The sequence below is a fragment of the Serratia sp. BNK-4 genome, assembly GCF_048685115.1.
Lineage (GTDB): Bacteria > Pseudomonadota > Gammaproteobacteria > Enterobacterales > Enterobacteriaceae > Serratia > Serratia bockelmannii.
Window position 1 is genome coordinate 316664 of sequence record NZ_JBLQTM010000001.1, and the last position, 24678, is coordinate 341341.

Here is a 24678-nt window from a genome sequence, read left to right on the forward strand (position 1 = left end):
CGAAAGAGATGAGAACAATGACGACAAAACTTACCACTGATGCTGTCCCTGCTCCCGACGTCGTGCGCTGTGCCTACATGGAAATTCAGGTCACGAACCTTAAAGCCGCACGCGAATTTTACGTCGATATCCTCGGCCTGGTCGTGACCGCCGAAGAGGATAAAACCCTCTACCTGCGTTCGATGGAGGAGTTTATTCATCATAACCTGGTGCTGCGCGAAGGCCCGGTCGCCGCCGTGGCGGCGTTTGCTTTCCGCGTGCGCACGCCGGAAGACGTCGATCGCGCCGAAGCGTATTTCAAGGCGCTTGGCTGCCGTACCGAGCGTCGGGTGAACGGGTTCGCCAAAGGCATCGGCGATGCGGTGCGGGTAGAGGATCCGCTCGGTTTTCCGTATGAGTTTTTCTACGATGTGCAGCACGTCGAGCGTCTGGCCTGGCGCTACGATTTGTATACGCCGGGCGCGCTGGTGCGCCTCGACCACTTTAACCAAATCACCCCTGACGTGCCGCGCGCCGTGGAATACATCCAGGGGTTGGGCTTCCGCGTGACGGAAGACATCCGCGATGAAGACGGCGTGGTTTACGCGGCCTGGATGCGCCGCAAGGCGACGGTGCACGATACCGCGATGACCGGCGGCGCCGGGCCGCGCATGCACCACATCGCCTTCGCCACCCATGAAAAGCACAACATTTTGGCCATCTGCGACAAGCTCGGCGCGCTGCGCAAATCCGATTTGATCGAACGCGGCCCTGGCCGCCACGGTGTCTCCAACGCGTTCTATCTCTACCTGCGCGATCCCGATGGCCACCGCGTGGAAATCTACACGCAGGATTACTACACCGGCGATCCGGACAACCCGACCGTGACCTGGGACGTGCATGACAACCAGCGCCGCGACTGGTGGGGCAATCCGGTGGTGCCGAGCTGGTACACCGAAGGATCGCTGGTGCTGGATCTCGATGGGCAGCCGCAGCCGGTCATCGAGCGCAGTGCGCCCAGCGAAATGGCCGTCACCATCGGCGCAGACGGTTTTTCCTATACCCGCGAGGGCGATACGGAAAAAGGTTTCAAACTTGGCAATACGCTGTAAATGCCGCTGCGCGGGCCTTGCCCGCGCCTATGCGCCGTCTGGAGAACGCTATGCCCCATTTTTACGCTGAATGTACCGACAACATCCGCCGCGAGGCGGATTTGCCCACCCTGTTCGCCAAGGTCAACGAGGCGCTGGCGGCGACCGGCATCTTCCCGCTGGCCGGCGTGCGCAGCCGCGCCATCTGGCTCGATACCTGGCAGATGGCCGACGGCAAGCAGGATTACGCCTTCGTGCACATGACGCTGAAGATCGGCCACGGCCGCAGTCTGGAAAGCCGGCAGCAGGTGGGCGAGATGCTGTTTGCGCTGATCAAGGAACACTTTGCCGCGCTGATGGCGCAGCGTTACCTGGCGCTCTCTTTCACCATGGAAGAGCTGGATCCGGTGCTGAATTACAAACAGAACAATGTCCACGCGCTGTTCAACAAGGCGTGAATAAGGGGTCGTAAATGCTGGATAAAGAGCAGGTTAACCGCGCCGTGCAGCGCCTGCATCAGGCGGAAAAGAGTCGTGAGCAGATCCGCGCGCTGTCGCTCGATCATCCCGAGATCACCATCGAAGACGCCTACGCCATTCAGCGGCAGTGGGTGGCGCTGAAGATCGCCGAGGGGCGTGCGCTCAAAGGCCACAAGATCGGCCTGACCTCGCGCGCCATGCAGGTGAGCTCGCAGATCACCGAGCCGGACTACGGCGCGTTGCTGGACGACATGTTCTTCAACGACGGCAGCGACATTCCGATCGATCGCTTTATCGTGCCGCGGGTGGAGGTGGAGCTGGCGTTCGTGCTGGCCAAGCCGCTGCGCGGGCCGAACTGCACGCTGTTCGACGTCTACAACGCCACCGACTACGTCATTCCGGCGCTGGAGATCATCGACGCGCGCAGCCACAACGTCGATCCCGAGACGCAGCGGCCGCGCAAGGTGTTCGACACCATCTCCGACAACGCCGCCAACGCCGGGGTGGTGATGGGCGGGCGGCCAATCAAGCCGGATGCGCTGGATCTGCGCTGGATCTCCGCGCTGCTGTACCGCAACGGCGTGATTGAAGAGTCCGGCGTAGCGGCCGCGGTGCTCAATCATCCGGCCAACGGCGTGGCCTGGCTGGCCAACAAGCTGGCGCCGTATGAGGTGGAACTGGAAGCGGGGCAGGTGATCCTCGGCGGTTCCTTCACCCGGCCGGTGCCGGCGCGGCGCGGCGATACCTTCCACGTCGACTACGGCCCGATGGGCTGCATCAGCTGCCGCTTCGTCTAATAAGCGGCTCGGCGAACCGGGCCGCAATAATCGGGCGGGGGCCACGCGCCGCGTCCGCTTGTCAGGGAGAATGCGATGTTAACCAACCACTTCAAGCGAGCGCTGCAGGAAAAACGCCCGCAGATCGGGCTGTGGCTCGGGCTGTGCAGCAGCTACAGCGCCGAGCTGCTGGCCGGCGCCGGTTTCGACTGGCTGCTGATCGACGGCGAACATGCGCCCAACAACGTGCAAACGGTGCTGGGGCAGCTGCAGGCGGTCGCGCCTTACCCGAGCCAGCCGGTGGTGCGCCCGCCGTGGAACGACGCGGTGATCATCAAGCAACTGCTGGACGTCGGCGCGCAAACCTTATTGATCCCGATGATTCAGAATGCCGAACAGGCGCGCGACGCGGTGCGCGCCACGCGCTATCCGCCGCACGGCGTGCGCGGCGTCGGCAGCGCCCTGGCGCGCGCCTCACGCTGGAACCGGGTGCCCGATTACCTGCTGCAGGCCGATGAGCAGATGTGCGTGCTGGTGCAAATTGAAACCCGCGAAGCGGTGAAAAACCTCGACGCCATTTTGCAGGTGGAAGGGGTGGACGGCGTGTTTATCGGCCCGGCGGATCTCAGCGCCGACATGGGCTTTGCCGGTAATCCGCAGCACCCGGAGGTGCAGCGCACCATCGACGACGCCATCGCGCGTATCCGCGCCGCCGGCAAGGCGCCGGGCATTTTGATGGCCAACAAGGTACTGGCGCAGCGCTATCTGGAGGCCGGCGCGCTGTTCGTTGCGGTGGGGGTGGATACCACCCTGCTGGCGCGGGCGGCGGAAGCCCTGGCGGACGAGTTCAAACAGGGCGGGGCGCAAGCGCCTTCATCGGGAGTCTACTGAACCATGAACCACGTCGATTCGCTGCCGCCGGCCAACCCGGCGCAGCAACATAAAGCGTTAACCGCCGCCGAGCAATCGGTGATTAAAAAGTTGTTTCGGCGCCTGATTATTTTCCTGTTCGTGCTGTTTGTTTTCTCTTTCCTCGACCGCATCAACATCGGCTTCGCCGGATTGACGATGGGCAAAGATCTCGGCCTCAGCTCGACCATGTTCGGGCTGGCGGCGACGTTGTTCTACGCCACCTACGTGATCTTCGGCATTCCCAGCAACATGATGCTGAGCCGGGTCGGCGCGCGGCGCTGGATCGCCACCATCATGGTGCTGTGGGGCATCGCCTCCACCTGCACCATGTTCGCCACCGGGCCGACCAGCCTGTATGTGCTGCGCATGATCGTCGGCATCACCGAGGCCGGCTTCCTGCCGGGCATTCTGGTGTACCTCACCTACTGGTTCCCGGCGTTCTACCGCGCGCGCGCCAACGCCTTGTTTATGATCGCCATGCCGGTGACCATGGCGATCGGCTCGTTGGTCTCCGGCTATATCCTGGCGCTGGACGGGGTGATGAATCTGAAGGGCTGGCAGTGGCTGTTCCTGCTGGAAGGCATTCCGTCGGTGCTGCTGGGCGTGGTGGTGTGGTTCTACCTCGACGACACCCCGGCCAAGGCCAAGTGGCTGACCGACGAGGAAAAAGCCAGCCTGAAGGCGATGATGGAGGCCGACAAGCTGCAGCTGGTGCAGCCCAACGGGCCGAGCAGCCACCGCGCGCTGCAGCAGCGCAGCCTGTGGCGCGAGATTTTCACGCCGATTGTGTTGATGTATACGCTGGCCTATTTCTGCCTGACCAACACCCTGAGCGCGATCAATATCTGGACGCCGCAGATCCTGCAGAGCTTCAACCAGGGCAGCAGCAACGTGACGATCGGCATTCTGGCGGCGATCCCGCAGATCTGCACCATCGCCGGCATGGTGTGGTGGAGCAAACGATCCGACCGGCTGCAGGAGCGCAAGCATCACACCGCGCTGCCGTACCTGTTCGCCGCCGCCGGCTGGCTGCTGGCGTCCGCCACCGATCACAGCCTGATCCAGCTGCTGGGGATCGTGATGGCGTCGGTCGGTTCCTTTACCGCCATGGCGATCTTCTGGACCACGCCGGATCAATCGATCAGCCTGGAAGCGCGAGCGGTGGGGATCGCCGTGATCAACGCCACCGGCAACATCGGATCGGCGCTCAGCCCGCTGCTGATCGGCTGGTTCAAGGATCTGACCGGCAGCTTCAACTCCGGGCTGTATTTCGTCTCGGCGCTGTTGATCGTCGGCGCCGTGCTGGTGTGGCGCATCCCGATGAAGGATTCGCGCCCGAGAGCGACGCCTTGATACGCAGACAGGCAGGATTGCAGGAGGTAATGAGGTGCGGAAAAGTACCGGTTTTATCGCCAACATCGATATTTGCAAAGAGTATGACGCGCGCTACGCCGCCGACGAGGTGCACTACGAAACCTTCGCCGGGCTGGCGGCATTCTTTGGCCGCGACATGCAGGTGCACTGGCACGACTGCTTCTTCCAGGTGCATTTTCTGGAGACCGGCAAGATAGAGCTGCAGCTCGACGATCAGCACTATTCGGTGCAGGCGCCGCTGTTCATCCTCACGCCGCCGTCGGTGCCGCATGCGTTCTTCACCGAACCGGACAGCGACGGCCACGTGCTGACGGTGCGTCAGGAGTTGATTTGGCCGCTGCTGGAGCGCCTGTACCCCGGCAGCAACCTGGCGCTCGACATGCCGGGCATCTGCCTGTCGCTGGCCGACGCGCCGCAGGAGCTGACGGCGCTCAGCCACTATTGGGCGCTGATCCGCCGCGAGTTCGCGCAGAACCTGGCCGGGCGCGAACAGACGCTGGCGCTGCTGGCGCAGGCGGTGTTCACGTTGCTGTTGCGCAATACCGCGCTGGAAGACAGCGCCAACAGCGGCGTGCGTGGCGAACTGCAGCTGTTCCAGCGCTTCAACAAGATGGTGGACGAGCGTTTTCGCGAGCACCTGCCGGTGCCGGAGTATGCGCAGGCGTTGGGGGTGACCGAATCGCGGCTCAACGATCTGTGTCGGCGCTTCGCCAACCGGCCGCCCAAGCGGCTGATCTTCGATCGATTGCTGCGCGAGGCCAAGCGCATGCTGCTGTTCAGCGCCTGCACGGTGCATGAAACCGCCTACAGCCTCGGCTTCAAGGATCCGGCCTATTTCGCCCGGTTTTTCAATCGGCTGGAAGGCTGTTCCCCCTCGACCTACCGCGCGGCGCAACACGCCCTTTCGTAACCGCGATCACAGTTTGCCGCGAAAGCGGCAAACTGACCTGAAAAGTACCGGCGATTGCCGCAAAAGTCTCTTCTCGAAACCGGCTTTGGCAGCTTCAATTAAGCAACCAAAAGAAAACATTATTTTAACAAATGGCCGACTCCACGGCCTGAAAAATGCCGATTACGAGGAAGACCCGATGAAACCAGAAGACTTTCGTGCCGACAGCAAACGCCCGTTCACCGGCGCCGAATACCTGAAAAGTTTGCAGGACAGCCGCGAAATTTACATTTACGGCGAGCGCGTGAAAGACGTCACCACCCACCCGGCGTTCCGCAATGCGGCGGCCTCGGTCGGCCAGCTGTACGACGCGCTGCACGATCCGGCCAGCCAGGATCGCCTGTGCTGGAATACCGACACCGGCAACGGCGGCTACACCCACAAGTTCTTCCGCTATGCCCGCAGCCCGGAAGAGATGCGCCAGCAGCGCGACGCCATCGCCGACTGGTCGCGCCAAAGCTATGGCTGGATGGGGCGCACGCCGGATTATAAGGCGGCCTTCGGCTGCGCGCTGGGCGCTTATCCGGAGTTCTACGGCCAGTTCGCCGACAACGCGCGCCACTGGTACAAACGCATTCAGGAAACCGGGCTCTATTTCAACCACGCCATCGTCAATCCGCCGATCGATCGTCATAAGCCGGTCAACGAGGTGAAGGACGTCTACATTCAGGTGGAGAAAGAGACCGACGCCGGCATCATCGTCAGCGGCGCCAAAGTGGTGGCCACCAACTCGGCGTTGACCCACTACAACTTCATCGGCTTCGGTTCGGCGCAGGTGATGGGCGATAACCCGGACTTCGCGCTGATGTTTGTGGCGCCGATGGACGCCGAAGGGGTGAAGCTGATTTCGCGCGCCTCCTACGAGCTGGTGGCTGGCGCCACCGGATCGCCGTTCGACTACCCGCTCACCAGCCGCTTTGACGAGAACGATGCAATCCTGATCATGGATCATGTGCTGATCCCGTGGGAAAACGTGCTGATCTACCGCGATTTCGACCGCTGTCGCCGCTGGAGCACCCAGGGCGGTTTCGCCCGGCTGTTCCCGCTGCAGGCCTGCGTGCGCCTGGCGGTGAAGATGGACTTCATCACTGCGCTGCTGCAAAAGAGCCTCTCGTGTACCGGCGTGCTGGAGTTCCGCGGCGTGCAGGCCGATCTGGGCGAAGTGGTGGCCTGGCGCAACCTGTTCTGGTCGCTGAGCGACGCGATGTGCGCCGAAGCCACGCAATGGGAAAACGGCGCCTACCTGCCGGATTCCGCCGCGCTGCAAACCTACCGCGTGATGGCGCCGATGGCCTACACCAAGGTGAAACACATCATCGAGAAGAACGTCACCAGCGGCCTGATCTACCTGCCGTCCAGCGTGCGCGACATGAACAATCCGGAGATCGACAAGTACCTGGCGCGCTACGTGCGCGGATCGGACGGCATGGATCACGTCGAGCGCATCAAGATCCTCAAGCTGATGTGGGATGCGATCGGCAGCGAATTCGGCGGCCGTCACGAGCTGTATGAGATCAACTACGCCGGCAGCCAGGATGAGATCCGCCTGCAGTGCCTGCGCCACGCGCAGGGATCCGGCAACATGGATCGCATGATGCAGATGGTCGACAAGTGCCTGGCCGATTACGATCAGCATGGCTGGAAGGTGCCGCACCTGCGGAACAATGACGATATTAATCAGTTGGATAATCTGCTGAAGTAATTCAGGAGGAGGTTGTATGTCTCAGGAAAATGAACAGCGGTTGCGCTTTCGCGACGCGATGGCCAGCCTGTCGGCGGCGGTGAATATCGTCACCACCGACGGCCCGGCGGGGCGCTGCGGCATCACCGCCACGGCGGTGTGCTCGGTAACCGATACGCCGCCGACGCTGCTGGTGTGCATCAACCGCAACAGCGCGATGAACCCGGTATTTCAGGAAAATCGCAGGCTGTGCGTCAACGTGCTCAACCACGAACAGGAACTGATGGCGCGCCACTTCGCCGGCATGACCGGCGTCAGCATGGAAGATCGTTTCAGGCTGGAAGAGTGGCAGCTTGGCGCGTTGGGGCAGCCTGTATTGCGCAATACCCTGGCCAGCCTGGAAGGGGAGATCGAGCAGATCCAGAGCATCGGCACTCACCAGATGTACCTGGTGCAGATCAAGCAGATCGCGCTGAGCGAAGCCGGCAACGGCCTGATCTACTTCAAGCGCAACTTCCATTCGGTGATCCACCAGATGGCGGTGCCGGCCTGAGGCGTGGGGGCGCAGTTGGCTGCGCCCCTCATCTCAACTCTTGTTGGCCGCCAGATCGCTCACCAGGCGGTTGACCGGATCGCTCATGTTGGTGAACTTGCTCAGCTCCGAACGGGTCACCACCACGAACACCCCGACGTTTTTCGCCGGGATCATCGCCATGTAGGTAATGAATCCGCCGCCGCCGCCGGTCTTCTGAATGATGCCCGGCAGCCCGTCCTTCGGCGCCATATACACCCAGCCCAATCCCAATGCATCCGCTTGTCCCGGCACGTCCATACCCTTCAGCGACACCAGATCGTGGCGCTGGAAGTACATGGTTTGCTCGCTGGCGGCGGTGGCTTTGCGCGGGCCGCTGGCGCTGGAGGAGAGGAACTGCTGCATCCAGCGCTGCATGTCGCGCGGGGTGGAGTAGACGCCGCCGCTGCCGGCCGCGGCGGTGGTGTCGCGACAGGCGCTCGGGCCGGCCGCCGCCACCATCAGGCGCGAGCACTGTTCGGGGCTCGGCGTCAACGTGGTGTCGACCATGCCGAGCGGCGCGGTGATTTTCTCTTTCAGCAGCGCGTTATAAGGCTTGCCTGCGGCGCGCGACAGCGCATCGGCCAGCAGATCGTACGCCAGGTTGGAATACGCGGCGTGCACGCCCGGCGGCGTCGTGATGTTGGCATGCGCCAGCCACTGCCAGCGCTGGGCCTTGGTCGGCCAGGTGAACACCGGCGTTTTCGGCGGCTTCTTGCCCGGCTGCTCGCGCGGCAGCGCGCTGGTGTGAGTGGCCAGGTTCAATAAGGTGATCGGCTGGCCGGCGTTGTAAGACGGCACATAGGCGCCCTTGGGAGCGTACTTGCGCAGCGGGTCGGTCAGCTTGACCTGGCCTGCCGCCGCCATTTTCACCATCACTTCACTGGTCATCAGCTTGGTGATCGACGCGATGCGGATCAGCGAATCCGGGCGCGGGCGCAGGTTGTTGCCGGGCTTGGTGTCGCCGAAGCTGCGGTTAACCACCTGATTGCCGTCGATCACCACCAGCGCCATGCCGGTGGCGCCGCTGTTGTAGAAAATATGTTCGGCATACTGGTCGACGATTTGCGAAGCCAGCTGCGGGGGCGCGGCCTGCACGGCCAGCGGCGCGGCGCACAGGCCCAGCGCCAGCAATAAAGCGGAGACAGAGTTCTTCAACGGTCGTTATCCATTTAACAATGCAGCGGGGAAAGGGCTTATTCGTCGCCCAGTGTAATGCCCCCAGGCCCCGGCTGCATGTAGAAAAAAGAGCGGTGGCGATAAAATTTTTTCACCGCCGGCGGCCTACTGCGCGCGGGCGAAAATGGCGATCACTTCGTCCAGGTGCGCCTTCATCGCCTTGCGGGCGCCGCGCACGTCGCGCGCTTCGATCGCCGCCAGGATCGCCCGGTGTTCCAGCTCGGAGCGGTGCGGCATGTCGTCCGGCGTATAGTGGCGCTGCAGCACGCGGAACATGCTGCCGTAACGGTGGCCGAGCAGGTGGCCGATGATGAACGCATAGGCCGGGTTGCCGCTGGCCTGGGCGATGCGGATGTGGAACAGCCGATCGCCGGGGTGGGTGGCGGAACCGGCGCGGTTATCGCGGCAGTTCTGTTCATAGGCGGCGCGGATACCCGCCAGCTCTTCGTCGGTGGCGTGGCGCGCGGCCAGCGCGGCGGTCTCCGGTTCGATCAGCAGGCGGGTTTGCAGCAGAGAAAACGGCGGCAACTCGGCGTTGAAATCCAGCTCGATGTTCAGTTCGTCGTCGATCTCCGCCCACTGGTTGCGGCCGGCTTGGGCCATCACCGGCTCCTGCGACGGCGCCAGCGGCGTTGGCGAGCGCACGATCACCCCGTTGCCGACCTTGACGTCTACCAGGCCGATCACTTCCAGCGCGATCAGCGCCTCGCGCACTGACGCGCGGCTGACCTGCAATTGCTGGGCGAGATCGCGCTCCGAGGGCAGACGGCTGCCCGGCGGAAATTCGTTATTTTCGATCAGACGTTTGAGTTGGTCAGCTATCTGTCTGTAAATTCTTGGGTTTTCCAGTCGGGTAATCGGCATTTTTGACCTTTGACGATTCGGCGTTCAGTGATTTGGCGCACAATTATGCGATAAGGCGCTTGAGTAATCGTTATTCAAGTGTAAAAAAATGGTTAATTGAAATGCGGTTTCAAGGCTGTTTTTATTAACTTCTTCCCCCAACGATAACGCGTAAAGCGTCTTTTGTCATGTTAGAGGCCTGACCTTTAACCGCCTTTAGTGGCCTGACCATTAGACCTTTAGGCCGAGGAGTCAAGATGGATTTAACCGGGAAACGCGTACTGATCACCGCCGCCGGGCAAGGGATCGGATTCACCACCGCCAGGCTGTTCGCCGCCGCCGGCGCTGAAGTGATCGCCAGCGACATCAACCTCGAGCGCCTGCAGGGCTCCGCCGGGATCCGCGCGCTGACGCTGAACGTCACCGATCCGGCCGCCATCGCGGCGGCGGCGGAAGCGATCGGCCCGATCGACGTGCTGTTCAACTGCGCTGGCGTGGTGCACAGCGGATCGATCCTCGACTGCAGCGAAGATCAGTGGGCGTTCGCGCTCGATCTCAACGTCACCGCGATGTTCCGCATGATCCGCGCCTTCCTGCCGGGCATGTTGGCGCGCGGCAAAGGCTCGATCATCAACATGTCTTCGGTGGCCTCGAGCGTGAAAGGGGTGCCGAACCGCTTCGCCTACAGCGCCAGCAAGGCGGCGGTGATCGGCCTAACGCGCTCGGTGGCGGCGGATTACGTCACCCAGGGCATCCGCTGCAACGCCATTTGCCCCGGCACGGTGGAATCGCCGTCGCTGCGCCAGCGCATCGCCGAGCAGGCGCGCGAACAGGGGCGCAGCGAGCAAGAGGTGTATCAGGCGTTCGTCGCCCGTCAGCCGATCGGGCGCATCGGCACCACCGAGGAAATCGCCCAATTGGCGCAGTATCTGGCCTCCGACGCCAGCTCGTACACCACCGGCACGGTGCAGATCATCGACGGTGGCTGGAGCAACTGAGCCGCCATTTTTGAGAGAGGAACGCATGAAACTTTTACGTTATGGGGAACCCGGGCAAGAGCGCCCCGGCATGTTGGATGAGCAGGGCCGCCTGCGCGATCTGTCGCAGCATATCGCCGACGTGGGCGGCGCCGCGTTATCGCCGGCGTCGCTCGCCAAACTGCGCGCGCTGGACAGCGCCGCATTGCCGCTGGTCGAGGGGCAGCCGCGTCTCGGCGCCTGCGTCGGCGGCATCGGCAAGTTCATCTGCATCGGCCTGAATTACGCCGATCACGCGGCGGAGACCGGTGCGGCCATTCCTGAGGAACCGGTGGTGTTCAACAAATGGACCAGCGCGGTGGTCGGCCCCTACGACCGGGTGGAGATCCCGCGCGGATCGCAGAAAACCGACTGGGAAGTGGAGCTGGGCGTGGTGATCGGCCTGGGCGGGCGCTACATCAGTGAAGCGGATGCGATGCGCCACGTCGCCGGTTATTGCGTGATCAACGACGTCTCAGAACGCGAATATCAAATTGAGCGCGGCGGCACCTGGGACAAGGGCAAAGGCTGCGACACCTTTGGGCCGATCGGCCCCTGGCTGGTGACCGCCGACGAAATCGCCGATCCGCACAGCCTGAACCTGTGGCTGGAGGTGGACGGCAAGCGCTATCAGGACGGCAACACCAGCACCATGATCTTCCGCATTCCGCAGATCGTCAGCTACCTCAGCCGCTTCATGAGCCTGCAGCCGGGCGACGTGATCTCCACCGGCACGCCGCCGGGCGTCGGCATGGGGCAGAAACCGCAGCCCATCTACCTGCGGGCGGGCCAGACGATGCGTCTGGGCATTGAAGGGCTGGGCGAACAGCGCCAGCAAACCGTACAGGCTTAACCGGGAGCGCCGCCATGACCACCATTACCGCACTGCGGGTTGAAGACATTCGTTTCCCCACGTCGCTGGGGCTGGACGGATCCGACGCCATGAATCCGGATCCCGACTATTCCGCCGCCTACGTGATCCTGGAGACCGATCGCGCGGATCTCAGCGGCCACGGACTGACGTTCACCATCGGCCGCGGCAACGAGATCTGCTGCGCGGCGATCCGCGCGCTGGAGCATCAGATCGTCGGTGAGCGGCTGGAGACGATCGCCGCCGATATGGGCGCCTTCTGGCGGCGCTTCACCAGCGACAGCCAGCTGCGCTGGATCGGGCCGGACAAAGGTGCCATTCACCTGGCGACCGGCGCGGTGGTCAACGCGGTGTGGGATCTGTGGGCCAAATCGGTCGGCAAACCGGTGTGGCGGCTGGTGGCAGAGATGACGCCGGAGGAGCTGGTACGCTGCATCGACTTCCGTTACATCACCGACTGCATCACGCCGCAGGAAGCGCTGGCGCTGCTGAAACAGCGGGCCGAGGGCAAAGAACGGCGCCTGGAGCGGCTGCTGCAGGAGGGGTATCCCTGTTACACCACCTCCGCCGGCTGGCTGGGCTACCCGGACGACAAGCTGCGCCGCCTGTGCCAGGAAGCGGTCGACGCCGGTTTCTCCTACCTGAAGCTGAAGGTCGGGCGCGATCTGGAAGACGACATCCGCCGGGTGCGCATCGCCCGCGAGGTGATCGGCCCAGATCGCCGGCTGATGATCGACGCCAACCAGGTGTGGGAAGTGGACGAAGCCATTCCGTGGGTGAAGCATCTGGCGTTCGCCAAACCCTGGTTTATCGAAGAGCCGACCAGCCCGGACGACGTGGAAGGGCATCGCCGCATCCGCGAAGGGGTGGCGCCGGTCAAGGTGGCCACCGGTGAGATGTGTCAGAACCGCATCATGTTCAAGCAGTTCATCATGCGCGGCGCGGTAGACGTGGTGCAGATCGACGCCTGCCGTCTCGGCGGCGTCAACGAAGTGCTGGCGGTGATGCTGATGGCGGCCAAATACCAGCTGCCGGTCTGCCCGCACGCTGGCGGCGTCGGACTGTGCGAGTACGTGCAGCACCTGTCGATGATCGACTACCTGTGCATCGCCGGCACCCACGAAGGCCGGGTGATCGAGTACGTCGATCATTTGCATGAACACTTTGTCGATCCCTGCGTGATCAACGGCGCGGCCTACATGCCGCCGAGCCGTCCCGGCTATTCGATCGAGATGCATCCGTCGTCGATCGAGCAGTATCGGTTCCGCGGGTGAGGCGGGAGGATCGCATGCCGCGCATCGACGCGCATCAGCACTACTGGCGCTATCACCCACGGCACTACCCGTGGATCGACGAGCGGATGTGCGTGCTGCGGCAGGATTTCGATCCGCCCCGGCTGCGGCCGCTGTTGCAGGAACACGGTTTCGACGGCGCGCTGGCGGTGCAGGCGCGCCCCAGCGAGGACGAGACGCTGGCCCTGCTGGCGCTGGCTGAACAGAGCGAGGGCGTATGCGGCGTAGTGGGCTGGCTGGACATCGCCGCGCCGCAGCTGGCGCAGCGTCTGGAGGCCTTACGGCCTTACAGCGCGCTGCGCGGGGTGCGCCATCAGGTGCAGGACGAAGCGGATCCGGCGGCCTGGTTGGCGCGGCCGGAGGTGGAACGCGGCATGCAAACGCTGCAGCGCGCCGGGTATGTGTACGAGATCCTGGTGACGCATCGGCATCTGGCGGCCGCGGCGGCGTTCGCCGCCCGCCATGACGAACACTGGCTGGTGCTGGATCACCTCGGTAAGCCGGACATCGCGCGCGGCGTGCGGCACTGGGCGCAGCAAATCCGGCCGCTGGCGGCGCTGCCGCACGTGGCTTGCAAGCTCTCGGGGCTGATCACCGAGGCGCCGGGCGGCCGGTGGCGGGCGGAAGAACTGCTGCCGTTCTTCGACGCCGCGCTGGAGGCGTTCGGCCCGGAGCGGCTGATGTTCGGCTCCGACTGGCCGGTGTGCCTGCTGGCCGGCGACTACCGCCAGGTGGTGCAACTGTGCGAACGGGCGCTGTCGACGCTGGGGGCCGCCGAGCAGGCGGCGATTTGGGGCGGCACCGCCTGGCGAATTTACGGTTTAACGGAGTCTGGTTATGGATCTGTATCTGCAAGATAAGGTGGTGTTGGTCACCGGCGGCGGTGCCGGCATCGGCGCGGCGATTGCTCATGTGCTGGCCGAGGAGGGGGCGATCCCGGTGCTGGTCACCAACGCCGCGCCGGAAGCGGCGCTGCTGGCCGATTTGCAGCGGCTGCAGCCGCGCACCGAGGTGATCCTCACCGAATTGTGCGACGAGGTGGCCTGCCGCCGGGCGGTCAGCCAGACGCTGGCGACCTTCGGCCGCATCGACGGACTGGTGAACAACGCCGGGGTCAATGACGGCGTCGGGCTGGAGGCGGGGCGTGAAGCGTTCGTCGGATCGCTGGAGAAGAACTTGGTGCACTACTACCTGATGGCGCACCTGTGCCAGGCGGCGCTGCAGGAAAGCCGGGGCGCCATCGTCAACATCGCCTCCAAGACCGCGCTCAGCGGGCAGGGGGGCACCAGCGGCTACACCGCCGCCAAGGGCGCGGTGCTGGCGCTGACGCGCGAATGGGCGGTGTCGCTGCGCCATGACGGGGTGCGGGTGAACGCGGTGGTGCCGGCGGAGGTGATCACCCCGCAGTACCAGCGCTGGCTCAACACCTTCGCCGAACCGCAGCGGCAGATGGAGAAAATCACCGCGCGCATTCCGCTCGGGCAGCGCATGACCACGCCGCAGGAGATCGCCGATACCGTGGCGTTTTTGCTGTCGTCGCGGTCATCGCACACCACCGGGCAGTGGCTGTCGGTGGACGGCGGCTACCTGCATCTCGATCGGGCGCTGACGTGAGCGGCGCGGCGGCAGGGCGGCGCCGTTTCTGCCAGGCGCTCGATCTGATTGACTCACCGGCGCTGATTGCGGAGTACCAGCAGCATCATCAGCGCATCTGGCCGGGCATCGCCGCGCATTTGCGCGAGCACGGCATTCTGGACATGGAGATTTACCGGTTGGGCACCCGGCTGTTCATGATCGTGGAGGTCAGCGCCGATTTCGACGCCGCGCGTTTTGACGCCGCCAGCCTGAACAACCCCGAAGTACAGCGATGGGAAGCGCTGATGTGGCACTACCAGGCCACCACCCCCTGGACGCCGCAGGGCGAAAAATGGGTGGAAATGGCGCGGATTTTCTCTCTGCAACAGCAATAACGCCAACATCATCATCGCCAGACGATACGAGGGTATCACCATGCTTGCTGAAAAAAGTGCGGCCTCCGCGCAGCCGGGCGTCCCCGTGACCGCCAATCTGCGCTGGGCCTTTATCCTGGTCACCAGCCTGTTCTTCATGTGGGGGCTGTCTTATGGCCTGCTGGACGTATTGAACAAACATTTTCAGGAGACGTTGCACGTCACCAAGGCGCAGTCGGGGCTGCTGCAGGCGGCCTATTTCGGCGCCTATTTCCTGGTGGCGCTGCCCGCCGGGTACTTTATGGATCGCAAGGGCTATAAGGCGGGCATTCTGGTCGGGCTGTGCCTGTATGCGCTGGGGGCGCTGCTGTTCGTGCCGGCGGCGTCGGCCAACAGTTTCGGCGTATTCCTGTTCGCGCTGTTCGTTATCGCCAGCGGCCTGGGCTGCCTGGAAACGGCGGCCAACCCGTACGCCACGGTGCTGGGCGATGCGCAGGGCGCCGAACGGCGGCTCAACCTGGCCCAGTCGTTCAACGGCCTCGGGCAGTTTATCGGCCCGCTGATCGGCGGCACGCTGTTCTTCTCCGCCAGCCAGTCCACCGGCGGCGGCGATCAGAGCGCGGTGAAGATGACCTATGTGGCGATCGCCGCGCTGGTGCTGCTGATCGCGCTGTTGTTCAGCCGCACACGGCTGCCGGCGATCCGCGAAGAGGAAAAACCGGTGCACGGCGTGATAGCGCAAGGATTGTGGCAGCATCCGCATTTCGTCGGCGGGGTTATCACACAGTTCTTCTACGTGGCGGCGCAGGTGGGCGTCGGGGCGTTCTTCATCAACTACGCCACCGAGCACTGGCGCGAGGTGTCTAACCAGAGCGCCTCTTACCTGCTGTCGATCGCCATGATCTGCTTTATGGTCGGACGCTTCTTCAGCACCTGGCTGATGGGGCGAGTCAAACCGGCGACGCTGCTGGCGGCCTATGCGCTGATCAACATCGCGCTGTGCGGCGTGGTGATGCTGAGCGTCGACGGCGTATCGGTAGTGGCGCTGATCGCGGTGTTCTTCTTTATGTCGATCATGTTCCCGACCATTTTCGCCCTGGGGGTGAAAAATTTGGGTAAACACACCAAGCGCGCCAGCTCCTTTATGATCATGGCGATCGTCGGCGGCGCCATCATGCCGTACTTTATGGGGGCGCTGGCCGATCGTTACAGCACCGCGCTCTCTTATCTGCTGCCGCTGCTGTGCTTCGCGGTGGTGCTAGTTTACGGCCTGCGGCAGCGCCGCGCCTGATTCAACCCGGCGGCGAATCGGCCTTCGCCGCCGTTGCCAGCGCCTGCGGGCGGGTTCGTATCAGGATCGCCAACGCCAATAGCAGCACCATGCCGGACAGCACGCCGTTTATCGTCAGGCCTCCGGTGTCCACCACCAGCCCACCCGCCAGCGAACCGCAGGAAATCGCCAGATTAAACAGCGCGATATACAGAGAAGAGGCGACCTCTACCGCGTCGGGGGCCGCCTTGAGCATCCATGCCATCAGTGAAACGGAAACGCCGCCGTAGGCGATGCCCCACAGCAGGAGGAAGGCACTGCCGCTCAGCGGCGCGTGGCCCAGCAGCGGCAGCAGCAGGACGGCGAGCGCCAGCCCGAGGGCGATCAGCGCCAGAGTGCGGCGCAGCCGTTTGGCGGCGGCCTGGCCGGCGATGAAATTCCCGGCGATACCGGCGACGCCGTAGGCGAACAGCAGCGGCCCCACCCAGCGGCCCTCGATGCCGGCGACCGTCTGCAACAGCGGGCGAACAAAGGTGTAAGCCATAAAGTGGCCGGCGACCAGCAGAAACGTCAGCAGCAGCCCAAGGAGCAGTCGGCGATTCGCGCGCTGCGCGGTGAACGACCGCCAGCTTATCGCCTGCGTGACCGGCAGCGACGGCAGCACGCACAGCAGCAACAGCAGGGCCAGCGCCGCCAGGACGGCGACGGCCAGAAACGCCATGCGCCAACCCAGCGCTTCGCCGAGGAATACCCCGAGTGGCACGCCGAACACCGAGGCCGCCGCTACGCCACCGAAGATGACGGACAGCGCCAATCCGACGGAGGCCGGCGGCACCAGGCGTTCCGCCAACCCGCCGGCGATGGCCCAGATACCGCCGATGCAAAAGCCCAGCAGGATGCGCGCGGCGAACAGCAGGGCCAGGGAGGTGGCAGCGGCGGCCAGCAGGTTAGCGACGATCAGCAGCAGCAGAAAGCCCACCAACAGGCTGCGGCGATCCGTGCGCCGGGCGCCCAGCACCACCAGCGGGGCGAACAGCGCGGCGAACAGGGCCGGCAGGGAAATCAGCAGCCCGGCACGGCCTATCGATGCGTTCAAGGTGCTGACGATCGGAGTCAGCAGCCCGACGGGCAGCATTTCTGCGGTGACGACGGTAAAGGTGGACAGGCTGACCGCGAAGGTCGCCAGCCAGGGTTTTGCGCCGCCGTCGGCGTGTAAGGCATTCATAAGGACCCTCCCAACAGATGAATAACCTCAGTGTATCCGCGCCAAAATGGCTGATAAACTGGCCTGATTGCGCAACATTGGGGACAAATCGTGGCTAATTTACCGTCTATGCCGTTGGATAACCTGACTGACCTGCTGGTGTTCATCCGCGTCGCCGACGCCTGCAGCTTCACGCTGGCGGCCGAGAGGCTGGGCATCTCCCGATCGGCGGCGGGCAAATGCGTGAACCGATTGGAGGCGCGATTGGCGACCCGGCTGCTGCAGCGCACCACGCGCAGCGTCAGCCTGACCGAAGACGGCGCGGTGTTTTACGAGTATGCGCAGCGCATCCTGTCGCAGGCCGAAGAGGCGGAAACGGCGCTCAATACCCGGCGGCAAACCCCGCGCGGGCGGCTGCGGTTGGATCTGCCGGTCTCGCTGGGGCGGTTGCATATCCTGCCGATTTTACGGGAGTTTTTGGCACAGTGGCCGGAGGTGGACGCCGACGTCAGCTTCTCCGACGATTACAGCGATCTGGTGCGCGACGGCATCGACGTAGCTATCCGGGTCGGCGGCAGCGACGACAGCCGGCTGGTGCGGCGAGTGCTCGCGCCGCATCGCCTAATCACTTGCGCGGCGCCGGACTATCTGGCGCGCTACGGCACGCCTGCAACGCCGGAGGCGTTGGGCGATCACGAGACGCTGGTCTTCAGCCACCAGGGATTGCCGGCGCCCTGGCGCTATCGAGTTAACGGCCAACTGCACGAACAGCCGGTGCGCGGCCGGATGCGCTTCAACAACGTCGAGGCCTTGCGGGATGCCGCCGTTGCCGGGGCGGGTCTGTGCCAGGTGGGGGCGTTTCTGGTCGGCGAGCAGATTGCGGCCGGCACGCTGGTGCCGGTGCTGGAGCGCTATTGTCGCCCGGGGCCGCCGATCTGCGCCGTCTATCCCAGCCGGCGCCATCTCTCCCCCAAGGTGAAACTGTTTCTGACGGCGATCGAACGGCGCTGGCAGGGCAAGGCGATTTGGGAAACCGCTTAGCGCGGGCGATTCACGCCGCTTTCAAGGCCAGCGTTCGCTGCATTAAGCGGTAGCCGCCGGCCGCCACCAGCAGTACGACCAGGCCGGCCGTGAGCGTGACGCCAAAGCCGGCCGTTATCCCCGCAGCGTCGATCGCCAGGCCCGCCAATGCGGCGCCGAGTGCCACGCCTATCCCCAGGCCGGTGACCATCCAGGTCAATCCTTCCGTCAGCCGGGAGGGCGGCACGATGTTTTCAACCAGCCCCATGGCAACGATCATGGTTGGCGCAAAAAACAATCCGGCGACAAACATCGCCGCCGCCAGCGTTAAGACATTGTGCACCCACAGCAGCGGCAAGGTGGTGAAAGCGGTGGCGAACGCCGCGTATAAGAACAGACGAGGCAAGGGTACGGGGATCTTCATTGCGCCGAAAATCAGCCCGGCCAGGCAGGAGCCGAACGCGTAAACCGACAGTACGAGGCTGGCGGCGGCCGGCTGCCCTTGCTGCTCGGCGAAGGCCACGCTGATGACGTCCACGGTGCCGACGATGGTGCCGAGGGCGATCAGCGCCAGCACCAGGATCTGCATCGACGGCATGGTCAGGATGGCGCGCTGCCGCTGGTTATTGTGGGCGTAAACCGGGGGCTGGGTGCTTTTTTGCGCGGCGAATGCCGCAACGCCCGCCACCAGAAGCAGCGCGGCCACCAGAGGGCCGGCCTCTGGGAAGAGTGAAACGCTAAGCCCCACGGCGATCGGTGGGCCGACGATAAAGGCCACCTCGTCCAATACGGACTCGAATGAAAATGCCGTGTGCAGCTGTGGCGTGCCGCGATAAATTTCGCTCCAGCGGGCCCTGACCATCGCGGAGATGCTGGGCATGCCGCCCGCGAGCGCGGCGAAGACAAACAGAGTCCAGTCCGGTGCCCGATAGTGGGTGCAGAACAACAGCAGCAGCAGGGCGATCGCGCTGATCCCGGTGGCATACGGCAACACGCGGCTTTGGCCGTGACGATCCGCCGCGCGCGCGATTTGCGGCGCAAGCAGCGCCATGGAAAAGGCGAACGTCGCCGCCACCGCACCCGCCAACCAATAGGAACCGCGTACCTGCGAGAGCATGGTGATGATGCCGATACCGGTCATCGAGACCGGCAGGCGCGCGATTAGCCCGGCAGAGGAAAACGCCTTGCTGCCCGGGGCGTTGAACAGTTTGAAATAAGGATTTGCCATGGAAAGGGCTCCGGAATGTTGGCGGCTCGGTATTCGCTCAATGTCCATCATTGACATACGCCACGTATGTTACGTTAATTGACATACATGACGTATGTCAATTATAACATCATCAATAACGAGGCGGAGTGGACCCATGGCACGTAAAGCGCGCACCGAAATGATTGAAGAAACCCGACAAAAGCTGGTGGCGGCGGCCCGCCGGCAGTTTGGCAGCGTGGGGTATGCCGAGACGGTGATGGATGATCTCACCGCCCAGGCCGGCCTGACGCGCGGCGCGCTCTATCACCATTTTGGCGATAAAAAGGGGCTGTTCCTGGCGGTGGTGCAGGCGATAGACGCGGAGATGGATGCGCATCTGGCTGACATAACCGCGAGTACTGCGGATGACTGGGAGGCTTTTGCGGCGCGTTGCCGCGGTTATCTGATCATGATGACGGAGCCGCAAGCGCAACGCATTCTGTTGCGTGATTCACCTTCGGTGCTGGGAGCTGAATATCTGCGGGCCAGCAAGCTGGCGTGCATCAGCTGGATGACGGGCGCATTGCAGGCCTTGATGGCGCAGCGGCGCATCGCCGTCGCCGAGCCGGAATCGCTGGCGCATTTAATCAACGGCGGCCTGATGGATGCCGCGCTGTGGGTCGCCCATCATCCGGAAAAAGACGTGGGACTGGAACAAGCCTTGGTCAGTTTGAACCTGTTGCTGAACGGGCTGCGTTCCACCGCCGTATAGCCGTATAAGTGTTGATGTCAGCCGCCGCGCCGTTACGGCGGCGGCTTAAGGGTGAACGGCGGCGGGCTCGACGTTTTGCGCCAGCTGAATATTGTTGCGGCCGCTGTGCTTCGCCAGATAGAGCGCGGCGTCGGCTGCGCCTATCGCCGATTCGATGTCCAGTTTTTCCAGCGCGGAGATGCCGGCGCTGAGCGTCAGCGTGCCGCTGTGCTGCGGACTGGCGCCGTGCGGGATGTTCAGCTCCGCCACCCGCTGGCGCACCCGTTCGGCCAGTTGCGCCGCGTAGCCTTCGTGCACGTTGGTCAGCAGCACCAAAAACTCTTCCCCGCCGTAACGCACCACGATGTCGCGCGAACGCACCGCATCGCGAATGGCGACCGCTACCTGCACCAGAGCCCGGTCGCCCATGGCGTGGCCGTAGCTGTCGTTGTAGACCTTGAAGTGGTCGATATCCAGCAGTAGCACGTAGTGGCGGCCGGTTTGCGGTTCCAGCAGCATAGTGATCTTATTTTCCAGGCCACGCCGGTTATAAAGGCCGGTCAGGGGATCGAGCATGCTCAAATTATTGAATTTGTCCCGCTCGTTATACAGGTTGGCCACCAGCGCGTGGGTAAAGATTTCACTGCGTTTCAACATCAGGTGATGAATGGAGAAAGCGATAATAGGTAATAGCGTGGTGAATAATATCCGCAGGGTATTATGCATGCCGTCTAAAGCCAGGATCACCATTGCGGAAGGCACGGCGTGTAAACAAAAGGCGGTAAAGTTATCCGTCAGAGAAATAGCGCTGATAAAAAAGATGCTGAACAAACTAATTAATAAAAAATCTTGGTTATTCGGCAAGCAATATTGACTTTTAACGTAAATATGTGCGGCCCACAGCAGGCCAAGCACGCTGGAGAACAGGTTGAGTTTGCACAAATATTTACGTGGCGTTTGCAGAGAAAATAGCGCTGCTACCAGACAAAATAGCGGTATACATAATAAAGGTAGGGTAAATGCGGGCGTATCCCTAAAAGGGAACAATAATGTAAATACGGAAGAGGCGGCATTCATTATCAGAAAAAGAAATAATGCCAGGCGCTGCTTGCTGTTCAGTAATTCCTGATAAGAACGGGCGTTCATACGGAGGTCACTCTTTGCAAAGTCGTTCTGTCGAATAATTAAGGTTGAGAAGCATTCCCTTGGCGCGAATATCCACTTGAATTGCATGGTTGAGGATTGTGATTATTATCATGCAAACAGGACTAGGAATTTTCTTATGTCAAATTATCATTTTTTCCTGCTGGTGTCATCTGAGTTTGGTCAGCGCAGTGAAAATGATGCGGCGGCCAAAAAAGTGTTATATGATATTGGTTATCATTATCACTTGAGGAGGGTTGTCATGCTCACTGCCATGATTGCCGCGTGCGGGCTGTGGGGCGTCAGTTGGTGCCTCGGCGATCGCCTGGCCAGCGCCTGGGGCGTTTTGCTGCCTTGTGCGTTGATGCCGCTGTTGGCCCTGATCAACCTGGATATGCTGCAGTTGCGCACCCTGATCGTGATAGCGATGTTGGCCACGCTGGTGATGCTGTTCAACAGCCGGCTGCGCCACTATCTGCTGCTGCCTTCCTGTATGGCGCTGGCGGGCGGCCTGGCGGCGGTCAGCCTCAACTTCAGCTTCGGGTGAAACGCCCGAAACGGCAAAACCACGCTTTAGCGTGTGATTCATCAATGCGTTGGGATTTTTTCGGGGAGACTACCGGAGAGATCATCAATTGGTGCGAAGAGAGGGACTTGAACCCTCACGTCCGTAAGGACACTAACACCTGAAGCTAGCGCGTCTACCAATTCCGCCACCTTCGCACAGTCGATGTTGTTGCTTTGATTTATATTACGTCGCCAGCGTGGTGCGAAGAGAGGGACTTGAACCCTCACGTCCGTAAGAACACTAACACCTGAAGCTAGCGCGTCTACCAATTCCGCCACCTTCGCATCGATGCTGAGTGCAATATAAATCATGTGGTTATTTGGTGCGAAGAGAGGGACTTGAACCCTCACGTCCGTAAGGACACTAACACCTGAAGCTAGCGCGTCTACCAATTCCGCCACCTTCGCGTACCAGAAACATTACCGGAGTAACGTTACCACGGAGGCGAATTCTAGAGATTTTGGCGGGCACGTCAACAGTTATTTCCCCGCTTTGCGGGTGTTTGCTGGAAAAACAGCCATATCGCCGCTTTTCTGCTGGTCAAACAGCCAAATCAGCCAATCAATCAACACCCTGACCCGTGGCGCCAGGAAACGGCCAGGCGGATACATGATGTAAATCGGCATCGGCGGGGGCGGCGTGTCCGTCAATACTTCCACCAGTTCGCCCTGTTCCAGCCAGGGGGCAAGCGAATAGCGCGCCGCCTGTATCAATCCCATGCCGGCTCGCGCGCCGGCGATATAGGCGTCGGCGCCGCTGACGCTCAGCCGGGCGGGGAGTTCGCGTAGTTCCAGCTTGCCGCCGCGGCAGAACTCCAGGGGGTAATCGCGGTTGCTGGCCAGCGAAAAATACCCCACCGCGCGGTGCGGCGCCAGGCTATCGATGTCGAGTGGCGTGCCGCAGGCCTGCAGGTAAGCGGGGGAAGCGCAGGTGATCTGTGGCAACTGGGCGATGCGCCGCGCCACCAGGCTGTCGTCTTCGGTTTCCCAGGCGCGCAGCACGCAGTCAACGCCTTCGCGCAACAGATCGACGTGGGTGTCGTTGGCACCCAGCGCCAGGGTGATGTCGGGATAACGCTGGTAAAAGTCGTCCAACGCCGGAATGACGATCTGGCGCGCCAGCGAATGGGGCATATCGATGCGCACCTTGCCGGACGGCTGCAGCTTATGGTGACTGAACAGCGTGTCCGCCTCCTCCAGTGCCCCCAACAACTGCACGCAGCGTTGATAGTAGAGGCTGCCTTCGCTGGTCACCTGTACCTGGCGGGTGGTGCGGATCAGCAGGCGAACGCCCAGCCGCTGCTCCAGCCGTTTTAACGCGTTGCTGACCGTGGCGCGCGGCAGCTGCAGGCGTTCGGCCGCCCGGCTGAAGCTGCCCAGTTCGACGATGCGGGTAAAAATGCGCATGGCTTGAACCTGATCCATGTCCACTCCGGATTGTTGGTGATTTTTGAACAGTGATGTGCAATCTGCATTATTTATCTTTGTAGTGTAAACAACCAGACTTTGCTGCGTTATCCATTCACCGCATGAGGGCAGCACAATGCAACAACGTAAACTGGGTTCCCACGGTCCCGTCGTCTCCGCCCTGGGGCTGGGATGCATGGGTATGAGCGACTTCTACTCCACCGGCGCCGATCGGCAAGAAGCCATCGCCACGCTGCACCGGGCGCTGGAGCTGGGCGTCACGCTGCTCGACACCGCCGACATGTATGGCCCGCACACCAACGAAGCGCTGGTGGGGGAAGCGATCAAAGGCAAACGGCAACAGGTGTTCCTGGCCACCAAGTTCGGCATCCTGCGCGATCCGGCGGATCCTTCGGCGCGCGGCGTCAGCAGCCGCCCCGAGTATATCCGGCGCTCCGTCGAGGGCAGCCTGCGGCGCTTGGGCGTGGAGGAGATCGATCTTTATTATCAGCACCGGGTCGATCCGCAGGTGCCGATCGAAGACGTCGTGGGCACGATGGCGGATCTGATCCGCGAAGGCAAGATCCGCCACATCGGCCTGAGCGAGGCGTCGGTCGCCACGCTGGAGCGGGCGCACAAGGTGCATCCGATCACGGCGCTGCAGACCGAGTATTCACTGTGGACGCGCGACGCCGAGCAGGGCGTGCTGGCGGCCTGTGAGCGACTGGGGATCGGCTTTGTGCCTTACAGCCCGTTAGGGCGCGGTTTCCTCACCGGCGCTATCCAGCGGCCGGAGGATCTGGCCGAGGACGATTTCCGCCGAGGCAACCCGCGTTTCCAGGGGGAAAACTTCGCCCGCAACCTGGCGCTGGTGGAGAAGGTGGGCGAGCTGGCGGCGCAGAAGGGCGTCAAACCTTCGCAGCTGGCGCTGGCCTGGGTGTTGGCGCAGGGCGAGCACATCGTGCCGATCCCCGGCACCAAACGCTGTCGCTACCTGGAAGAGAACGTCGCGGCGGCGGAGATAACGCTGAGCGCGGCTGAGCTGGCGGCGATCGACGCGGTGTTCCCACTGAGTGCGGCGGCCGGCGAACGCTACGGCGCCGAGTCGATGACCTATATCAACGGCTAAAAAAAAGCGCGGCCTCAGGCCGCGCTCTGTCGTTTT

The 24678-nt window shown here is 62.8% G+C and carries 25 protein-coding genes and 3 tRNA genes; 19 read left to right on the plus strand and 9 right to left on the minus strand.

Annotated elements, in window-relative coordinates; translation table 11 throughout:
* The first annotated feature begins 17 nt into the window (after positions 1-17).
* From hpaD to hpaC, 8 genes are all read left to right on the plus strand, one after another.
* Positions 18-1091 carry a 3,4-dihydroxyphenylacetate 2,3-dioxygenase gene (gene hpaD, locus ACMGGW_RS01500; RefSeq protein WP_089180517.1) on the plus strand — a complete coding sequence of 358 codons (1074 nt, stop codon included), beginning with the start codon at positions 18-20 and terminating at the stop codon, positions 1089-1091.
* A gap of 50 nt (positions 1092-1141) precedes the next feature.
* Positions 1142-1528: a 5-carboxymethyl-2-hydroxymuconate Delta-isomerase gene (locus ACMGGW_RS01505; protein WP_004933172.1), complete on the plus strand. Its 387-nt coding sequence runs from the start codon at positions 1142-1144 to the stop codon at positions 1526-1528.
* Positions 1529-1542: 14 nt separating this feature from the next.
* The gene (hpaH, locus tag ACMGGW_RS01510) at positions 1543-2346 is read left to right on the plus strand and encodes a 2-oxo-hept-4-ene-1,7-dioate hydratase (RefSeq protein ID WP_033641768.1); all 804 of its coding nucleotides are present in this window, start codon (positions 1543-1545) and stop codon (positions 2344-2346) included.
* Positions 2347-2421: 75 nt separating this feature from the next.
* Positions 2422-3216 (plus strand): 4-hydroxy-2-oxoheptanedioate aldolase, encoded by a 795-nt coding sequence (hpaI, locus tag ACMGGW_RS01515; RefSeq protein WP_151428303.1) that lies wholly within the window; start codon positions 2422-2424, stop codon positions 3214-3216.
* Between the two features lie 3 nt (positions 3217-3219).
* Positions 3220-4590 (plus strand): 4-hydroxyphenylacetate permease, encoded by a 1371-nt coding sequence (gene hpaX / locus ACMGGW_RS01520; RefSeq protein WP_046688194.1) that lies wholly within the window; start codon positions 3220-3222, stop codon positions 4588-4590.
* A gap of 34 nt (positions 4591-4624) precedes the next feature.
* Entirely contained in the window at positions 4625-5521 is an 897-nt protein-coding gene (gene hpaA / locus ACMGGW_RS01525; RefSeq protein ID WP_004933161.1) for a 4-hydroxyphenylacetate catabolism regulatory protein HpaA, read from the plus strand.
* A 178-nt stretch (positions 5522-5699) separates the two neighbouring features.
* Positions 5700-7262, plus strand: coding sequence for a 4-hydroxyphenylacetate 3-monooxygenase, oxygenase component (gene hpaB, locus ACMGGW_RS01530; protein WP_004933158.1), 1563 nt, complete (start codon positions 5700-5702; stop codon positions 7260-7262).
* Between the two features lie 16 nt (positions 7263-7278).
* Positions 7279-7794, plus strand: a complete 516-nt coding sequence (gene hpaC / locus ACMGGW_RS01535; RefSeq protein WP_004933156.1) for a 4-hydroxyphenylacetate 3-monooxygenase, reductase component — start codon at positions 7279-7281, stop codon at positions 7792-7794.
* Positions 7795-7827: 33 nt separating this feature from the next.
* On the opposite strand, the gene ampH is transcribed toward hpaC, so the two are convergent.
* Together ampH and ACMGGW_RS01545 are read right to left on the minus strand one after the other, a co-directional pair.
* Positions 7828-8970: a D-alanyl-D-alanine-carboxypeptidase/endopeptidase AmpH gene (gene ampH / locus ACMGGW_RS01540; RefSeq protein WP_079450063.1), complete on the minus strand. Its 1143-nt coding sequence runs from the start codon at positions 8968-8970 to the stop codon at positions 7828-7830.
* Between the two features lie 126 nt (positions 8971-9096).
* Positions 9097-9855, minus strand: a complete 759-nt coding sequence (locus ACMGGW_RS01545; RefSeq protein ID WP_025305190.1) for a FadR/GntR family transcriptional regulator — start codon at positions 9853-9855, stop codon at positions 9097-9099.
* A 236-nt stretch (positions 9856-10091) separates the two neighbouring features.
* Here ACMGGW_RS01545 and ACMGGW_RS01550 point away from each other — a divergent pair, with 236 nt between their 5' ends.
* Genes ACMGGW_RS01550 through fucP form a run of 7 tightly spaced genes read left to right on the plus strand, consistent with a single transcriptional unit; the run spans position 10092 to position 16253 of the window.
* On the plus strand, positions 10092-10832 hold the full coding sequence (locus ACMGGW_RS01550) for an SDR family oxidoreductase (RefSeq protein WP_197832138.1): 741 nt from the start codon (positions 10092-10094) through the stop codon (positions 10830-10832).
* Between the two features lie 25 nt (positions 10833-10857).
* Positions 10858-11703 (plus strand): fumarylacetoacetate hydrolase family protein, encoded by an 846-nt coding sequence (locus ACMGGW_RS01555; protein WP_025305192.1) that lies wholly within the window; start codon positions 10858-10860, stop codon positions 11701-11703.
* 14 nt (positions 11704-11717) lie between these two features.
* Positions 11718-12995 (plus strand): L-fuconate dehydratase, encoded by a 1278-nt coding sequence (locus tag ACMGGW_RS01560; RefSeq protein WP_025305193.1) that lies wholly within the window; start codon positions 11718-11720, stop codon positions 12993-12995.
* Positions 12996-13009: 14 nt separating this feature from the next.
* Positions 13010-13873 (plus strand): amidohydrolase family protein, encoded by an 864-nt coding sequence (locus ACMGGW_RS01565; protein WP_197832139.1) that lies wholly within the window; start codon positions 13010-13012, stop codon positions 13871-13873.
* Positions 13851-14627 (plus strand): SDR family oxidoreductase, encoded by a 777-nt coding sequence (locus ACMGGW_RS01570; protein WP_025305195.1) that lies wholly within the window; start codon positions 13851-13853, stop codon positions 14625-14627. The genes ACMGGW_RS01565 and ACMGGW_RS01570 overlap by 23 nt, the downstream gene beginning before the upstream one ends.
* Positions 14624-14983, plus strand: coding sequence for an L-rhamnose mutarotase (locus ACMGGW_RS01575; protein WP_025305196.1), 360 nt, complete (start codon positions 14624-14626; stop codon positions 14981-14983). Before ACMGGW_RS01570 ends, ACMGGW_RS01575 begins: the two co-directional genes overlap by 4 nt.
* Positions 14984-15023: 40 nt before the next feature.
* Complete coding sequence (gene fucP / locus ACMGGW_RS01580; RefSeq protein ID WP_049207862.1) at positions 15024-16253, plus strand: L-fucose:H+ symporter permease; 1230 nt, start codon at positions 15024-15026, stop codon at positions 16251-16253.
* Position 16254: 1 nt separating this feature from the next.
* Here fucP and ACMGGW_RS01585 read toward each other — a convergent pair whose 3' ends face one another.
* On the minus strand, positions 16255-17457 hold the full coding sequence (locus ACMGGW_RS01585; RefSeq protein WP_420279157.1) for an MFS transporter: 1203 nt from the start codon (positions 17455-17457) through the stop codon (positions 16255-16257).
* 108 nt (positions 17458-17565) lie between these two features.
* Here ACMGGW_RS01585 and ACMGGW_RS01590 point away from each other — a divergent pair, with 108 nt between their 5' ends.
* Complete coding sequence (locus ACMGGW_RS01590) at positions 17566-18477, plus strand: LysR substrate-binding domain-containing protein (protein ID WP_197832159.1); 912 nt, start codon at positions 17566-17568, stop codon at positions 18475-18477.
* Between the two features lie 10 nt (positions 18478-18487).
* Here the strand turns inward: ACMGGW_RS01590 and ACMGGW_RS01595 are convergent, their stop codons facing one another.
* Entirely contained in the window at positions 18488-19684 is a 1197-nt protein-coding gene (locus ACMGGW_RS01595; RefSeq protein ID WP_197832141.1) for an MFS transporter, read from the minus strand.
* Between the two features lie 136 nt (positions 19685-19820).
* Here ACMGGW_RS01595 and ACMGGW_RS01600 point away from each other — a divergent pair, with 136 nt between their 5' ends.
* On the plus strand, positions 19821-20417 hold the full coding sequence (locus ACMGGW_RS01600) for a TetR/AcrR family transcriptional regulator (protein ID WP_016929176.1): 597 nt from the start codon (positions 19821-19823) through the stop codon (positions 20415-20417).
* A 45-nt stretch (positions 20418-20462) separates the two neighbouring features.
* On the opposite strand, the gene ACMGGW_RS01605 is transcribed toward ACMGGW_RS01600, so the two are convergent.
* Positions 20463-21542, minus strand: coding sequence for a GGDEF domain-containing protein (locus ACMGGW_RS01605; RefSeq protein WP_025305202.1), 1080 nt, complete (start codon positions 21540-21542; stop codon positions 20463-20465).
* Between the two features lie 259 nt (positions 21543-21801).
* On the opposite strand from ACMGGW_RS01605, the gene ACMGGW_RS01610 reads away from it, so the two are divergent.
* Entirely contained in the window at positions 21802-22086 is a 285-nt protein-coding gene (locus tag ACMGGW_RS01610; RefSeq protein WP_004933115.1) for a DUF1435 domain-containing protein, read from the plus strand.
* An 89-nt stretch (positions 22087-22175) separates the two neighbouring features.
* Here ACMGGW_RS01610 and ACMGGW_RS01615 read toward each other — a convergent pair.
* The 4 genes from ACMGGW_RS01615 to ACMGGW_RS01630 all read right to left on the minus strand — a co-directional run bounded on the left by ACMGGW_RS01615 (position 22176) and on the right by ACMGGW_RS01630 (position 23531).
* A tRNA-Leu gene (locus ACMGGW_RS01615) sits at positions 22176-22262 on the minus strand.
* A gap of 42 nt (positions 22263-22304) precedes the next feature.
* Positions 22305-22391 (minus strand) — tRNA-Leu (locus ACMGGW_RS01620).
* 36 nt (positions 22392-22427) lie between these two features.
* Positions 22428-22514 (minus strand) — tRNA-Leu (locus ACMGGW_RS01625).
* Positions 22515-22586: 72 nt separating this feature from the next.
* Positions 22587-23531: a LysR family transcriptional regulator gene (locus tag ACMGGW_RS01630; protein WP_151428297.1), complete on the minus strand. Its 945-nt coding sequence runs from the start codon at positions 23529-23531 to the stop codon at positions 22587-22589.
* Positions 23532-23649: 118 nt separating this feature from the next.
* Between ACMGGW_RS01630 and ACMGGW_RS01635 the strand changes: the two genes are divergently transcribed.
* A complete protein-coding gene (locus ACMGGW_RS01635; protein WP_197832142.1) occupies positions 23650-24642 on the plus strand; it encodes an aldo/keto reductase in 993 nt (330 codons plus the stop codon).
* Positions 24643-24678 lie beyond the last annotated feature (36 nt).

What these genes read in the sequence shown, in the direction of transcription:
- ACMGGW_RS01590 (WP_197832159.1), top strand. Translation starts at nt 17,566, where the DNA reads ATGCCGTTGGATAACCTGACTGACCTGCTGGTGTTCATCCGCGTCGCC.
- ACMGGW_RS01570 (WP_025305195.1), top strand. Translation starts at nt 13,851, where the DNA reads ATGGATCTGTATCTGCAAGATAAGGTGGTGTTGGTCACCGGCGGCGGT.
- hpaB (WP_004933158.1), top strand. Translation starts at nt 5,700, where the DNA reads ATGAAACCAGAAGACTTTCGTGCCGACAGCAAACGCCCGTTCACCGGC.
- ACMGGW_RS01550 (WP_197832138.1), top strand. Translation starts at nt 10,092, where the DNA reads ATGGATTTAACCGGGAAACGCGTACTGATCACCGCCGCCGGGCAAGGG.
- hpaI (WP_151428303.1), top strand. Translation starts at nt 2,422, where the DNA reads ATGTTAACCAACCACTTCAAGCGAGCGCTGCAGGAAAAACGCCCGCAG.
- ACMGGW_RS01545 (WP_025305190.1), bottom strand. Translation starts at nt 9,855, where the DNA reads ATGCCGATTACCCGACTGGAAAACCCAAGAATTTACAGACAGATAGCT.
- hpaD (WP_089180517.1), top strand. Translation starts at nt 18, where the DNA reads ATGACGACAAAACTTACCACTGATGCTGTCCCTGCTCCCGACGTCGTG.
- ACMGGW_RS01605 (WP_025305202.1), bottom strand. Translation starts at nt 21,542, where the DNA reads ATGAACGCCCGTTCTTATCAGGAATTACTGAACAGCAAGCAGCGCCTG.
- ACMGGW_RS01585 (WP_420279157.1), bottom strand. Translation starts at nt 17,457, where the DNA reads ATGAATGCCTTACACGCCGACGGCGGCGCAAAACCCTGGCTGGCGACC.
- ACMGGW_RS01610 (WP_004933115.1), top strand. Translation starts at nt 21,802, where the DNA reads ATGCTCACTGCCATGATTGCCGCGTGCGGGCTGTGGGGCGTCAGTTGG.
- ACMGGW_RS01560 (WP_025305193.1), top strand. Translation starts at nt 11,718, where the DNA reads ATGACCACCATTACCGCACTGCGGGTTGAAGACATTCGTTTCCCCACG.
- ACMGGW_RS01600 (WP_016929176.1), top strand. Translation starts at nt 19,821, where the DNA reads ATGGCACGTAAAGCGCGCACCGAAATGATTGAAGAAACCCGACAAAAG.
- ACMGGW_RS01505 (WP_004933172.1), top strand. Translation starts at nt 1,142, where the DNA reads ATGCCCCATTTTTACGCTGAATGTACCGACAACATCCGCCGCGAGGCG.
- ACMGGW_RS01630 (WP_151428297.1), bottom strand. Translation starts at nt 23,531, where the DNA reads ATGGATCAGGTTCAAGCCATGCGCATTTTTACCCGCATCGTCGAACTG.
- hpaX (WP_046688194.1), top strand. Translation starts at nt 3,220, where the DNA reads ATGAACCACGTCGATTCGCTGCCGCCGGCCAACCCGGCGCAGCAACAT.
- ACMGGW_RS01565 (WP_197832139.1), top strand. Translation starts at nt 13,010, where the DNA reads ATGCCGCGCATCGACGCGCATCAGCACTACTGGCGCTATCACCCACGG.
- ACMGGW_RS01555 (WP_025305192.1), top strand. Translation starts at nt 10,858, where the DNA reads ATGAAACTTTTACGTTATGGGGAACCCGGGCAAGAGCGCCCCGGCATG.
- fucP (WP_049207862.1), top strand. Translation starts at nt 15,024, where the DNA reads ATGCTTGCTGAAAAAAGTGCGGCCTCCGCGCAGCCGGGCGTCCCCGTG.
- ACMGGW_RS01635 (WP_197832142.1), top strand. Translation starts at nt 23,650, where the DNA reads ATGCAACAACGTAAACTGGGTTCCCACGGTCCCGTCGTCTCCGCCCTG.
- hpaH (WP_033641768.1), top strand. Translation starts at nt 1,543, where the DNA reads ATGCTGGATAAAGAGCAGGTTAACCGCGCCGTGCAGCGCCTGCATCAG.
- hpaC (WP_004933156.1), top strand. Translation starts at nt 7,279, where the DNA reads ATGTCTCAGGAAAATGAACAGCGGTTGCGCTTTCGCGACGCGATGGCC.
- ACMGGW_RS01595 (WP_197832141.1), bottom strand. Translation starts at nt 19,684, where the DNA reads ATGGCAAATCCTTATTTCAAACTGTTCAACGCCCCGGGCAGCAAGGCG.